The sequence below is a fragment of the Methyloversatilis sp. NSM2 genome (assembly GCF_038066675.1).
In the GTDB taxonomy this organism is placed as follows: domain Bacteria; phylum Pseudomonadota; class Gammaproteobacteria; order Burkholderiales; family Rhodocyclaceae; genus Methyloversatilis; species Methyloversatilis discipulorum_A.
The window spans coordinates 513,044-525,481 of sequence record NZ_JBBUKV010000004.1; the positions used below are offsets into that span (position 1 = coordinate 513,044).

15 protein-coding genes are annotated in these 12,438 nt (G+C 67.8%); 8 read left to right on the top strand and 7 right to left on the bottom strand.

Annotation, left to right across the window (positions count from 1 at the left end; translation table 11 throughout):
- Positions 1 to 56 precede the first annotated feature (56 nt).
- Positions 57 to 926, top strand: coding sequence for a hypothetical protein (locus tag WJU27_RS10060; RefSeq protein ID WP_341422030.1), 870 nt, complete (start codon positions 57 to 59; stop codon positions 924 to 926).
- Positions 927 to 975: 49 nt separating this feature from the next.
- Positions 976 to 2,310 carry a ferredoxin reductase family protein gene (locus tag WJU27_RS10065; protein WP_341422031.1) on the top strand — a complete coding sequence of 445 codons (1,335 nt, stop codon included), beginning with the start codon at positions 976 to 978 and terminating at the stop codon, positions 2,308 to 2,310.
- A gap of 36 nt (positions 2,311 to 2,346) precedes the next feature.
- Here the strand turns inward: WJU27_RS10065 and WJU27_RS10070 are convergent, their stop codons facing one another.
- Positions 2,347 to 2,793 carry an HIT family protein gene (locus tag WJU27_RS10070; RefSeq protein WP_341422032.1) on the bottom strand — a complete coding sequence of 149 codons (447 nt, stop codon included), beginning with the start codon at positions 2,791 to 2,793 and terminating at the stop codon, positions 2,347 to 2,349.
- Between the two features lie 332 nt (positions 2,794 to 3,125).
- On the opposite strand from WJU27_RS10070, the gene WJU27_RS10075 reads away from it, so the two are divergent.
- The 3 genes from WJU27_RS10075 to draG all read left to right on the top strand — a co-directional run bounded on the left by WJU27_RS10075 (position 3,126) and on the right by draG (position 5,246).
- Positions 3,126 to 3,278: a hypothetical protein gene (locus WJU27_RS10075; protein ID WP_020163872.1), complete on the top strand. Its 153-nt coding sequence runs from the start codon at positions 3,126 to 3,128 to the stop codon at positions 3,276 to 3,278.
- A gap of 88 nt (positions 3,279 to 3,366) precedes the next feature.
- Positions 3,367 to 4,305, top strand: coding sequence for an NAD(+)--dinitrogen-reductase ADP-D-ribosyltransferase (locus WJU27_RS10080; protein WP_341422033.1), 939 nt, complete (start codon positions 3,367 to 3,369; stop codon positions 4,303 to 4,305).
- 20 nt (positions 4,306 to 4,325) lie between these two features.
- Positions 4,326 to 5,246 (top strand): ADP-ribosyl-[dinitrogen reductase] hydrolase, encoded by a 921-nt coding sequence (gene draG, locus WJU27_RS10085; RefSeq protein ID WP_341422034.1) that lies wholly within the window; start codon positions 4,326 to 4,328, stop codon positions 5,244 to 5,246.
- 61 nt (positions 5,247 to 5,307) lie between these two features.
- On the opposite strand, the gene WJU27_RS10090 is transcribed toward draG, so the two are convergent.
- Positions 5,308 to 6,105 carry a GlcG/HbpS family heme-binding protein gene (locus WJU27_RS10090; RefSeq protein WP_341422035.1) on the bottom strand — a complete coding sequence of 266 codons (798 nt, stop codon included), beginning with the start codon at positions 6,103 to 6,105 and terminating at the stop codon, positions 5,308 to 5,310.
- A gap of 103 nt (positions 6,106 to 6,208) precedes the next feature.
- On the opposite strand from WJU27_RS10090, the gene WJU27_RS10095 reads away from it, so the two are divergent.
- A complete protein-coding gene (locus WJU27_RS10095; protein WP_020163868.1) occupies positions 6,209 to 7,117 on the top strand; it encodes a LysR family transcriptional regulator in 909 nt (302 codons plus the stop codon).
- Positions 7,118 to 7,421: 304 nt separating this feature from the next.
- Positions 7,422 to 8,330, top strand: coding sequence for a 2Fe-2S iron-sulfur cluster-binding protein (locus WJU27_RS10100; protein ID WP_341422036.1), 909 nt, complete (start codon positions 7,422 to 7,424; stop codon positions 8,328 to 8,330).
- A gap of 125 nt (positions 8,331 to 8,455) precedes the next feature.
- On the opposite strand, the gene WJU27_RS10105 is transcribed toward WJU27_RS10100, so the two are convergent.
- The 5 genes from WJU27_RS10105 to WJU27_RS10125 are packed head-to-tail and all read right to left on the bottom strand — an operon-like array spanning position 8,456 to position 11,214.
- Positions 8,456 to 8,935 carry a cupin domain-containing protein gene (locus WJU27_RS10105; RefSeq protein WP_341422037.1) on the bottom strand — a complete coding sequence of 160 codons (480 nt, stop codon included), beginning with the start codon at positions 8,933 to 8,935 and terminating at the stop codon, positions 8,456 to 8,458.
- Between the two features lie 44 nt (positions 8,936 to 8,979).
- Positions 8,980 to 9,321 carry an antibiotic biosynthesis monooxygenase family protein gene (locus WJU27_RS10110; RefSeq protein WP_304004492.1) on the bottom strand — a complete coding sequence of 114 codons (342 nt, stop codon included), beginning with the start codon at positions 9,319 to 9,321 and terminating at the stop codon, positions 8,980 to 8,982.
- Entirely contained in the window at positions 9,318 to 9,758 is a 441-nt protein-coding gene (locus WJU27_RS10115; protein WP_341422038.1) for a PaaI family thioesterase, read from the bottom strand. The genes WJU27_RS10110 and WJU27_RS10115 overlap by 4 nt, the downstream gene beginning before the upstream one ends.
- Positions 9,736 to 10,338: a 2-hydroxychromene-2-carboxylate isomerase gene (locus WJU27_RS10120; RefSeq protein WP_341422039.1), complete on the bottom strand. Its 603-nt coding sequence runs from the start codon at positions 10,336 to 10,338 to the stop codon at positions 9,736 to 9,738. Before WJU27_RS10120 ends, WJU27_RS10115 begins: the two co-directional genes overlap by 23 nt.
- A gap of 9 nt (positions 10,339 to 10,347) precedes the next feature.
- Positions 10,348 to 11,214, bottom strand: a complete 867-nt coding sequence (locus WJU27_RS10125) for a CmcJ/NvfI family oxidoreductase (protein WP_341422040.1) — start codon at positions 11,212 to 11,214, stop codon at positions 10,348 to 10,350.
- Positions 11,215 to 11,356: 142 nt separating this feature from the next.
- Here WJU27_RS10125 and WJU27_RS10130 point away from each other — a divergent pair, with 142 nt between their 5' ends.
- A complete protein-coding gene (locus tag WJU27_RS10130; RefSeq protein ID WP_341422041.1) occupies positions 11,357 to 12,346 on the top strand; it encodes a GlxA family transcriptional regulator in 990 nt (329 codons plus the stop codon).
- Positions 12,347 to 12,438 lie beyond the last annotated feature (92 nt).

Here is a 12,438-nt window from a genome sequence, read left to right on the forward strand (position 1 = left end):
AAAAACTGCGCCAGATAAAAAGTCATTCGTCATCAACACCCGACCCACTCCGCGACATGATGCTCACAAGTTGCTACGAGATAAGCGCTTCGACCGATGAGACTCTGCTTGCAGTAGTTGGCGAACGCCTGACGGTCATCGACGCGCTTGCACGGCGAAAGTTACTTTCTGCTCAGCCACTTCCGCACCCCTCGCATGCCGACTTCAGCCCCGATGCAACGCGTATAGCAGTGAAGTCCACCTCGGGTCGGATTGTTGTCATCTCCCGCCACACGGGTGAGCAACTCTTGAACTGCCGAAACGAAGCCGAAGGTGAGGGAACTGCAGCCATGTACTCAGCTTGTGGCGAGTTTTTGGTGGACGCGTCATGGTCTGGAAAACTTCGAGTGCGTAACGCTCACAACGGGAACGTTCTCAAAGTACTTGCGTTTGACAACGAATCGATTCAGGCCGTGTGCCCCACGCTTGATCGAAGAACCTGGTTTGTCGTTCATCAGCCTAAAGTTCGCTCACCTACTGAGTCTCTTGGACACCAGTACGTCACCCGTCATCAATGGCCGTTCGAGTCTGCTGCCGACGAGCTACCGCTCCGCGTCGCCTACCTGGAGTCGAGTGCAGCGGCAGTATCCACGACCGGTGACACCATCGCCTTTGCCGGTCGATCTAGACTGGCGAAGTACTCCACCTCAACAGGCGAACTGCTGGCATCCGTTCCGCTCCAGGACTGCGCCAAACTGCGCTGGTCTTCGGATGGAAGCACTCTGGTCGCTGTTCTGCGCGATTCCATCAACGTTGTGCAGTCGGCATCTCTCAACACGATACGGACCGTCAATCAGGAATACGCAGCCGACGGCTTGCTTTCGAGCCGACACGGCTACTTCTTTGCGGGAGGCTGGAGCAGCGGGCATTTCGCTGATGACGCCTGACCGCCCAATCGAATGTTGAGGCTAAGCTGAAGATCGCCCAAGCCACCCAATGAAACGCCTCCACCTCGCATTCCTCACCACCCTGCTGCTGCCAACCCTGCTCTGGCTCGCCGCCGATACGCTGGCGCCCGAGCCGTTCACCTATTTCTCGTTCCGCTCGGTGTTCATGCAGTACAGCGGGGTGATCGCTATCGCCGTAATGAGCGTGGCGATGCTGCTGGCCTTGCGTTCGAGATGGCTGGAGTCGCTGCTGGGCGGGCTGGACAGAATGTATCGGCTGCACAAGTGGCTGGGCATCGCGGCGCTGGTGGTGGCCGTCCTTCACTGGTGGTGGGCGACCGGTACCAAGTGGATGGTGGGCTGGGGCTGGCTGGTGCGGCCGGCACGCAAGCCGGTGGCCGGCGAAACGCTGGGTGCGGTCGAAGGCTGGCTGCGCAGCCAGCGCGGGATGGCCGAAGCCGTCGGCGAGTGGGCGTTCTATGCCGCGGTGGTGCTGATCGTGCTGGCGCTGGTCAAGCGCTTTCCCTATCACTGGTTCGCCAGGACGCACAAATGGATTGCGCTCGCCTACCTCGCGCTGGCCTATCACACGGTGGTGCTCACCAAGTTCGCGTACTGGTCACAACCGGTCGGCTGGCTGGTGGCGGCCCTGCTGATCGGCGGCAGCGTGGCCGCGCTGCTGAGCCTGGGCGGACGGATCGGGGCCGGTCAAAAGGTGCAGGGCCACATCGCGGCGCTGACCGAGTACCCCGGCGTGCACGTGCTCGAAGCGGCCATACAGCTGGAGGATGGCTGGCGCGGACACGCGCCGGGGCAGTTCGCCTTCGTCACGTCGGACAGGCGCGAAGGCGCCCACCCGTACACGATCGCGTCGGCATGGAATCCGGCTGAGCGCCGGCTCGTGTTCATCGCCAAGGCACTGGGCGACCACACGCGCCGCCTGCGCGACACATTGAAGATCGGCATGCCGGTGACGGTCGAGGGGCCGTACGGCTGTTTCGACTTCGAGGATGCACAGCCGCGGCAGATCTGGGTCGGGGCTGGCATCGGCATCACGCCCTTCATCGCCCGCATGAAGCAGCGCGCCGCCACACCGGACGCGCGGGCGATCGATCTGTTTCATCCGACGGCCGACTTCGATCAGAGCGCCATCGACCATCTCACCGCGGATGTCGCAGCGGCCGGCGTGCGACTGCACCTGCTGGTCGATGCCCGGGACGGACGCCTGAATGGCGAACGCATCCGCGCCGCGGTGCCCGACTGGGCGTCGGCCAGCATCTGGTTCTGCGGCCCGCCGCGCTTCGGTGAGGCGCTGCGCGCGGACTTCGTCGCCCACGGCCTGCCGCCCGACCGTTTCCATCAGGAACTGTTCGAGATGCGCTGATCGCCGCCGGGATACGGTTCGTCCGGCGAGCCTGCCTCAGTCGCGTGTCAGGAGGGCCGCAAGCTGCGCCGCATACCCACGCAGCACCTCCGCACCCGGTTCCTTGCGCGGCCAGATCAGGCCGACGCCGTCGTTCGCGTGGCGCGGCAGCACGTGCATGTGGAAGTGGAACACCGTCTGTTCGCCCTCCTTGCCGTTGGCCTGCAGCAGATTCAGCCCCGGCGGGTCGAAGGTTTCGCGGATGGCGGCGGCCACGCGCTGCGCGGTGTTCATCACCGCGGCGCCCTCCTCCGGCGTGATGTCGAACAGCGTGGCGGCGTGCCGCTTGGTCGCGACCAGCACGTGACCCGGATTGACCTGGCCGAGGTCCATGAATGCCAGCGTCAGATCGTCCTCGAACACGCGCGCGGCGGGCAGTTCACCGGCGACGATGCGACAGAAGATGCAGACGCCGGGCGGCGAGGTATCGACGAATTTCGGCATGAGGGCTCGGGCTCCGGTAACGCAGCAAAGGTCGGGCGCGGTGCGGCGTGCGGGCAGCGCGCGGTCGGGGCAGACGATACACGAGGTCCGATGGAGAGCCGACGACGGCGGGCGCGCGGTTTGCTGCGACGCTGGCCATCGCTGCAGCGGCGGGCGGACCGGTGCTGGCGGTGTGCGCCGGTGCCGCGTTGCGCAAACCACCGGACCGGAATGGCGCAGCGCCCGTCCTACGGGCAGCGGTGTCGCTGGCCTACAGCGAGCGCTGCCGCCCCGGCCCACACTGAACGGACAGGTCGCCGCGCCCGGTGACCCCGCACCTGGAGGAAATATCGATGATCAAGCTGATTGCCGCCTCACTCGCCCTTGCACTCGGATATGCGTTCGCCCATCGCAGGAAGACGCCGGCCGACCCGGTCGGCGACTGGGAGCGCACGCACGACAGCACTGACACCGCCTATCCGGAAAGCCAGCAGAGCGCGCCCTGAGGCGCGTCCGGCCTCCCCGGGCGGCGATCTGCATCATCCTTGACCCCCGTGCTTGACGGGCGGTGAAAAGGCCTCGAATACTGGCCGGATGCCGATCGAATCCGCCCTTCCTCATGGCACCGGGCCGAAACGCGCGCGCCCCGGAATCCTGTCGTCGCCCGCCCGCGCGCCGGATGCGTCCGCCGTCTCGCCTGACACGGGCGGGACGGCGGACGCGCAGCCGCACCGCTGGTACAGCACCAATCTGGTCGGCGCGCCGGCGCCGGTGCTGGCCAGCCGGCTGTTCAACGAACACCCCTTGCCGCTGCACATCGCCGGCACGCGCGAGGCGCACCGCGGCCTGTTCGCGTTGCTTGATCGCTGCACCGATCTGCCCGAAGCGCGCGACGTGTTCGAGCACTACGTCGCCATCGCCTTCGGCCTGCAACCGGCCGACGCGCCGCGCGACAGCGCCGAGGCGCGACGCTGGCGCTGCAGCTGGCGCCGGCTGCTGCAGGGCTGGGGAGGCGACGCCAACGGCCCGGCCGGCGCCGTTCTGAAAGGCTGGGTCGAAAGTCGCTTCGGTCTGGTGCCCATGTTCCACAAGGCACGGCTGGAGCGCTTCCCGTCACCCGCCTGGGTGAGCTATCTCGAAGAGAAGGCCGCCAGCCGCTACCACGGCAACTGCATCCACCAGCAGCTCGACCTGCTGTACGAATTCAGCCAGTGGGCGCTCGACCGTTTCGGCCTGCCGCAGCAGCCGCCGGGCAGTCATGTGCGCCTGTGGCGCGGCAGCACGCGCGCCGAAGAGCAGCTGGTCGCCGGCCGGCTGCAGGACCGCCAATGCACGGTGCGCCTGAACAGCATCGCGTCGTTCTCGCTGTCGCGTGACGAAGCGGGCTGCTTCGGCGACTGGGTGTTCGAACTTCAGGTGCCGCGCTGCAAGCTGCTGGTGTGGCCCGGTCTGCTGCCCGGCCCGGTGCTGCACGGCGAACAGGAAGTGCTTGCCCTGGGCGGCGACTACCCGGCACAGGCAAGCTGCCAATGAATCCGCTTTCTGAACCGCATATGACTGACGACTTCGACACGCTGTACGACCGCGCCCTCGGCGCCTACCTCGGGCTGGCCATCGGCGACGCACTCGGCGCCACGGTCGAATTCATGCGCCCGCGCGAAATCCGCGCGCAGTACGGCGAGCATCGAGACATCGTCGGCGGCGGCTGGCTCAGGCTGGCGCGCGGACAGGTGACCGACGACACGACGATGTGCCTGGCGCTGGGTGATGCGCTGCTGGAGGTCGGCGGCGCGCGCATCACCGGCGACGAGCACATGACGGCGGCGACGCGCACGATTGCCGACGCCTTCGTCGGCTGGCTGCGCAGCAAGCCGGTGGATTGTGGCAACACCTGCCGCCGCGGCCTGCAGCGCTACCTTGCCGACGGCAGCCTGAGCGGCCCGCCGAACGAGCGCGATGGCGGTAATGGCGCGCTGATGCGCAACCTGCCCACGGTGCTGGCGCTGTGGCACGATGCCGCCGCGCTGGAACGCGTGAGTCTGGCGCAGGCGCGCATCACCCACCACCACCCGCTGTCCGATGCCGCCACGGTGGGCTTCGCGCAGCTGCTCGCCCGTCTGCTGTCTGGCGCATCGCACGACGATGGCGCAGCCTGGGTGGCGGATTGGGTGCAGACCCACCCGGCCTTCGCCTTCCAGCCCTACCCCGGCCGCGCCACCGCCTATGTCGTCGATACCGTACAGACCGTGCTGCACCATTTCGTCAGCCACGCCGATTTCGAAACGGCGCTGGTCGCCACCGTGAACATGGGCGACGACGCCGACACCACCGGCGCCCTGGTCGGCATGCTGGCCGGCGCCCGCTGCGGCGCGCGTGCCCTGCCCCAGCGCTGGCTGAGCCGCCTGCAGCGCGACGTGGTGATGGCGATCACCGACCAGACCAGCGGGCTGCTGGCGATGAGCCGTCGAGGATAGATCGCTCCGCTGCCGACCCGGCGCCGACAGAGGGCGCCACTAGGGACGCCCTCGATACCGCTCAGTCCTGCGTCGTCGCAGCCAGCCCGTCGCGGCGGCGGGTGGGCGGCAGGGCCTTCACCACCGCATCTTCGGTCGCGGCATTGACGCAGTGCGGCTGCTTCCAGTCGCCGTCGAAGCTGATCTGATCGACGCCATCCGGGCCGACGCCAGCCGGCACGTAGTCGAGCCGCAGCAGGTTGCGCGTACGCCAGGCGATGGCGTGATCGGCGCAGGAGCTGTCGCCCGACACGCCGAGCGCGCCCAGCAGTTCGCCCTGTGCGCTGTACAGCGCCAGCCCGCCGCCAAACACATTGACGCCGCCCATGCGCTGGCCCACCAGCGGATCGTTCGCCTGCCCCCAGGCCGTTGCCGGTCCGGCATACGCCAGCGCGGCATTGACCGGATTGCTTTCCTGCAGACCGAACAGGCTGCCGCCCGGCTGCGTGGCGCTGTACAGATTGGCGGTGGCCAGTGCCAGCGTGGGCAGGCTGAAGGCATTGGCGGTATTCGCCTTCTGCGCCGAAATGGCCCGGCTGCCCGGCCACTGGCTGGCGTTGCTTTCGCCGGTGAAGGCGACCGCGCACACCGTGCCGCTGCGGCTCACGACGGTGCCCCACATGTCGAGGTCGAAGCCGCCGTTGTCCGCGCGCCGGGCGCGGGTGAGCGCATCGCGCAGTTCGGCATGGCCGGGCAGTGCCGCGCACTCGGCGGCGACCGCCTTGCTGTCCGCGCCCTGCGGCGAAGCGAAGGCCGGCGTGGCGGCCAGACCGGCCAGCACTGCGAAAGAAGTGACGATGGAAGTGTGAAGGGCTTTCATGACTGCATCCTCTGTTGAATGGGTGATGTAGCCAGTATCGGGATGCGGAGAGTGGAAATAAATGGAATGATCCGGATTTCAGTATTCCACTTTCAGGCAGACCATGAATTCACTGCAGGACGCGCTGCGCATCTTCGTCGCCGCCGCCGACGCGAAGAACTTCCGCGAGGCCGCCACCCGGCTGGGCCTGTCGCCGCAGGCTGTCACCCGGGCCATCCGCCGTCTCGAAGATCACTTCGGCGAAACGCTGTTCCACCGCACGACGCGGCAGACCCGCATCACCGAGTTCGGCACCGCGAAGGCGGCCGAAGCCGCAGCGACACTGTCGCAGCTCGACGAGGTGCTGCGGCCCGCCGAGAAGCGGGCGGCCGCGGCGATGGCCGGGCGCGTGCGCATCACCGCGCCGCGCGCGCTCGGTCGACTGCTCGTGCTGCCCGTGCTGACCCGGCTCGCGGTGGAGCACCCCGGCATTGCCATCGACATCCGGCTATCGGACGAACTGAGCGACGCCGTGGACGAACAGATCGACATCGGCGTGCGCATGGGCGTGCTGAGCCACGCGCGCTCTGTGATGCGCCGTGTCGGCAAAGTGGCTTTCGGCGTGCATGCGAGCCCGGCGCTGATCGAACGCGTCGGCGTGCCGCCGTCGGTCGATGCGCTGCACGCGCTGCCCACCAGCGCGCTGATCAACCGCAATACCAACCGTCCGTGGCACTGGTTCTTCAGCCGCGAACGCACGCTGCTGCCGCAGCAGCCCGCCTTCTTCACCGACGACCCGGCGGCCGAGTGCGAAGCCGTGCTGGCCGGCATCGCGTTTGCGCAGCTGCCCGACTATCTCGCGCGCACGCACGTGCGCGCCGGGCGACTGGTCGAGGTGCTGGAGAAGGACGCACCGCCGCCGTGGGACGTCATCGTGTATCGCCCGCAGCGCGGCCCGGTGCCGGCGCGGGTGCGCCTGGTGTTCGACGCCATCGTCGCCGGCCTGAAGGACGACGGCCAGGACGGAAGTTGACCTGCACGCGGTATTCGGCGATGCAGTCCGTGTCGCAAACACTGCGTAGCCGACAGGTCTGTCCACAAGGCGCCACGCCCCTGCAGCGCAGGCGCTAGCACAGCACTTCCAGACCGCCTTGAAGCAGATCAAACCCGTCGTTCATCCACCTTCTTGAAAGCCGGATAAACCGCGACTTCATGATGTGGATCAATGACGTACTGACATGTACTCATGTCATGAAGGTTACACGGAGGCGCCATTCACGCGGCATGCAACTTGCAGTCAGACCGGGTCCGATCCGGACACAACCTGGAGCCCCGAAATGGCTAACGTAACCTTCTCTTCTCCGTTGATGCCGCGCGACCTCACGGTCTATGCGGTGGCCGGCGAACGCGGCACTCTGCTCGCCCTCGCCAAAGCCAACAACATCCCGATTCCGTTCGACTGTCAGGACGGTGAATGCGGCTCATGCCTGGTGGAGGTCGTGCACTACAGCCCGACCGTGCGCTATGGCATCGCCCTGACCGAAAAGGAAAAGGAAATCCTGCGTCAGCTCGGCAAGATCACCAAGCAGGAAATCATGGACGCCGAAGTGAATGACATGCCGCCGCGTCACCGGCTGGCCTGCCAGTGCTTCGTTCGCGACGAAGATATCGCCGTCGTGTTCGAAGGCGATGTGACCAAGCCGGTGAAGGGACCGGCGCTATCGATCGCCGCCGCGATCTACAAGGGCGGCGTCGGCATCCAGACGCTCGACCAGTTCCTGAACTATGCGGTCAAGGTCGAAGAAGACGCTGCCGTGCACTTCGAAGAACTGGCGGAGCGCATGAACGCCTGTGGCAACAGCGACGTCGCTGCGCTGTTCGCGCAGCTCGGCAGCTATTCGCGCTTGCATCTGGAAGAAGCCAAGGCCAGGTGCGTGAAGTACGAAGTGGTGGAAAGCCTGCCGGCCAGCTCGGCCTGGCCCGACAACACCACCCCGGAGAAGACCGCACTGTGGGCAGGTGATCCCGCCCTGGCGCGTCTCGGTGCGCTCAAGGCCGCGCTGCAGGGCGAACGCCGTGGCTACGAGTTCTACTACGCGATTGCCAACACCACGCGCGACGCGAACATCCGCAAGGTGGCGAAGGAGTTCGTGCGCGAAGAAGCGGAACACGTCGAGAAGCTGAAGCAGTGGATCGAGCAGGAAGAGGCCGCCCTGCGTCGAGCGGCGGAAGCAGTGGCCGGCTGATGCGGGCGTGACGGATGAAGGGGCGGCAGCCTGGCGCCCCTTCAGGCCACGCCGATGGCGAATACCGGCCCGTTCATTCCGTTCCATCCCAGGCCCACCGCACCGTGTGCCGACCCTTCGCCCCCTCAGTACGGTCGCCCGTCCTTGTGGCTGAACACCCAGTGCCCGTCGATCAGTTCCGCCCGCAGGTCGTCGTCCGGGTAGCTCGCCTGATCGCCCCGACTGCGGTCGCCGATCTCCAGATAGACCACGACATCGGTCGTGTCATTGACCAGACGATGGGCGTTGTCGCGGCCCGCCGCAAAGCCGGCGCACATGCCGGGCGAAAGACGCGTCAGTCCTTCGTCGGTGTGCAGCGCCGGCGCGCCCTGCAGCACGTAGATGAATTCGTCCTGCCGGCTGTGCGCGTGGCGCAGCGCAGACACCGCGCCGGGTTCGAGCCGCGTCAGGTTCACGCCGAAATTCTGCAGGCCGAACAAGTCGCCCAGCGCACGCTTGGTGCGACCGCGCATGCGCGACGCGAACGGTTCCGGGTAGACGGACGGCCGGATGCGCGGGGCCACGTCCGCGGCAAGCACGGCAATCGGGCGCGGGGGTGTCGACATGGATAGCTCCTGTGGTGTTGGGGGGAAGGCAAGGACGGGCGACGTCATTTCCGCAGCGTCGTCCCGTACGCGCGCTCGACCCGCGCCACGCGCAGCGAGAACTGCGCGTACCAGCGTTCGCGGCCGGTCTGTCGCGCGAGTGCGTGCTCGGCGTGATTGCGCCACGCTGCGATGGCCTCCTCGCTGGCCCAGTACGACACATTGAGGCCGAAGCCGTCCGGGTTGCGGGCGCGCTCGATGCCGAGAAAGCCTGGCTGCCGCGCGGCCAGCTCGACCATGCGCTCGGCCATGTCGGCATAGCCGTTGTCGCCGGGCGTGCGCTGCGCCGAGAAGATCACGACGTAGTAAGGCGGTTCGGGGGTATCGGCAAAGCAGGGATTCGTCATTGTGGCGCTCCGCTATCAGCAAGGAAGGCGCCGCTCGCCTTGATCAGCGCAACCGTCCGCTCGCCGACGCGGAACTCCCCGGACGCGACGCACTGGCGCCCGCCGATGCGGTGCGCATGAATGCGGCCGAGCAGCCAGTCCCCCGCGCGGCTCGGGCCGAGGTAGTCGACGGACAGACTGGCGGTCACCAGCCGTGCGTGCGCCGGCAATTGCGCGGCGATGAAGCCGACCAGGAAGATGTCGGCCAGCGTGGCGATGACGCCGCCGTGCGTGATGCCCAGGCCGTTGCAGTCGTCGCCGCGAATGCGCGCCGCGAACAGATCCGTGAGCGCGCCGCCGGTGAACACCGTGCGGCCGCCGAAGAAGGGACCGCGCAGCACACGCGGCGTGAAGCCCTCCGGTGCGGCGCTGTGATCATCGACGGTGGATGGCGGCATCGAGCGCGTCCTCCAGCTGTTCGTTGCCCCAGTACAGCGCGTCACCGACGAAGAAGCTGGGCGCGCCGAACAGGCCGCGCCGCGCCCCCTGCTCGGTCTGCGCGCGCAGCGCCTGCTTCACCTCGGGCGACTGCGCGCTCGCGAGCGCGGCATCCGCCGGCTGGCCCAGTTCGGCGAGCAGGCGACGCATCGCATCGACGTCGTCGATGTCCGCGTCATCGACGAAGTTCAGTTCGAACACGCGGGTGCAGAAGCTGGCGATCCACGGCGCTTCCGCATGAGCGAGCGCGATGCGGGCGGGCAGCACGCCGTTGCGCGGAAACTGCGACGGCTTGCGCCACGGCAGCGCGTGCCGCGCGCACTGGCGCGCGAGGTCGGTCCACATCCAGGCGAACTTGGCCGGCTGCTGCAGGAAGGGCGAAGCCTGCCAGCCGGCGGCGCGGAAGATCGGGCCGAGCAGCAGCGGGCGCCACAGCACGCGCACGCCGCGCAGCCGGGCCAGCGTGTCGATGTGCGCCGTGCTGAGGTAGCTGTAGGGGCTGGCGAAGTCGAACCAGTATTCGATGACCGGGTCGTTCATGGCACGCCCTCAGTCGAACAGCACGAGGCAGCGCGCCTCGATGCTCGCGCGCAGCGGCGCGTCGGCCGGTGCGGCCGGGTCGAGAAAGGCGGCGTGCGGCGTGAAGCGCGATACCCCGCTCGCCTGCGAGTCGTACTGCTTGAAGACCAGCACCTCGCGCTTCGTCATGTGCGGGAAGTAGTACCAGCGGTGCTGCGGCGCGTGCTTCAGCACATAGATTTCGCCGCTGCGTCCGGGGTAGCGGATCTCCGCCGCGACCAGGTCCTGCGCCATCACCGAGCGCGCGTCGCACATCGCCAGCGGCGCGTCGATCACCGGCTCGATCAGCGGACGCCACACGTTCACCACCGCATAGCGGCGCACGCGCGCCTGCGCCACATCGTCGCGCAGCACCAGGCCGAGCCGGGCCAGACCGCTCGCCTCCGAATAGTCGTTGTGAACGCGCCCCACCGCCGAGGCCTGGGCGTTCTGCCGGCCGAAGGTGAGGTGCTGTTCGTCGCGGCTGCGCCGGCGGATCTGGTGATCGAAGCACAGCGCGCGCGCACCGCCGGCGGCCTCGCAGGCGATGGCCTCGACCTCCGGGTAGTAGCGGGCGCGGATCTGCGCGTCGTCGTCGACATCATCAAGGCAGCTCGGCGCCTCGCGCAGTTCGAAGCCGTGACGATGGAGCAGGAAGTGCTGCGCGCCCGGGCGGGCGTCGATGATGTCGACCACGTGCGTGCGGTAGCTGCAGTTCTCCCACGGCTCGCCGTCGGGCGGCGGGTACATGTAGTTGAACGGCGCGCCCGCGCTGTCGTGCAGGTAATCCAGTCCGCCGGTGGTGCGCGCCATCCGGGAAGTGTCGGTGCGCAGGAAGCGTTCGTCAGGGGTGTTCACGTGTGGCTCCTCGGTGATCGTCGGGCGGACACCCGCCGCCACTGTTGAGGTGCGGCCTTGGATGTCCGGGTATCCATGCTGCGGTCCGGGAGCCTTCCGATCGAGTGTCTGGATCGACATCAATCGGGCTAATATGGACATCATGAAAACAGCCGTACTGATCGTGCCCGGCGTGCTCGACATCAGCCTGGGCATCACGCTGGACGTGATGAACACCGCCAACCGCCTGTGTCTCCAGGCCGAACGACCGCCGCTGTTCGAGGTGACACTGGCCGGCACCGGACGACGGCGCGAGCGCAGCGGTTCCGGGCTCGAAGTCGGCCCGCTCGCGCGCATGGCCGATCTGCCGGCGCCCGATCTGGTGCTGCTGCCGGGCGCCAATCGCGCCCACCGCGAAGCGCTGGAAGAATGGCTGGCGACACGCGACGTGGTGAAGGCGATGGCGCGTGTGGGCAACTGGCTGGAAAGCGGCGCCGACGTCGCCGCGTCCTGCGTCAGCACCTTCGCGCTGGCGCAGGCCGGCCTGCTCGACCGCCGCGTCGCCACCACCAGCTGGTGGCTGGCGCCCCTGTTCCGCGAACGTTTTCCGCAGGTCGATCTCGACATGACGCGCATGGTGGTCAGCGACGGCCCGATCAGCACCGCCGGCGCCGCGCTGGCCCAGGCCGACCTGATGCTCGCGCTGGTGGCGCGCCACGGCTCGGACGAACTGGCACGCAGTTGCGCGCGCTTCCTGATGCTGGACCACCGCGTATCGCAAAGTCAGTACGCCATCGCCTCGCATCTGGCACGGCAGACACCGACGCTGCAGCGCGCCGACCGCTGGCTGCAGAGCCGCCTCGGCGAACCCGTCACGCTCGCCATGCTGGCCGACGCGCTGCACATGACGCCGCGCACGCTGAGCCGGCACTTCGCGTCGGCGGTCGGCATGTCGCCCATCCAGTACGTGCAGAAACTGCGCGTCGAGCGCGCCACCCAGTTGCTCGAAACCGGCCACGCCTCGCTGGAATCGGTGGCCGCCCAGGTCGGCTACGCCGACCCTTCGATGCTGCGCAAACTGCTGCGCCGCGAGCGCGGGGTTACGGCACGGAGCGTGCGGTCGCGGTCACGTGCCGCGAGTGATGGAAGCTGACCGCGCTGCCGCGTCGCGCGTCTTTTACGCGACCGGTGTATCCCGTCCGTCGCATAGCGGCGATCCAGACCGACATACTGACAGCGCGAGCA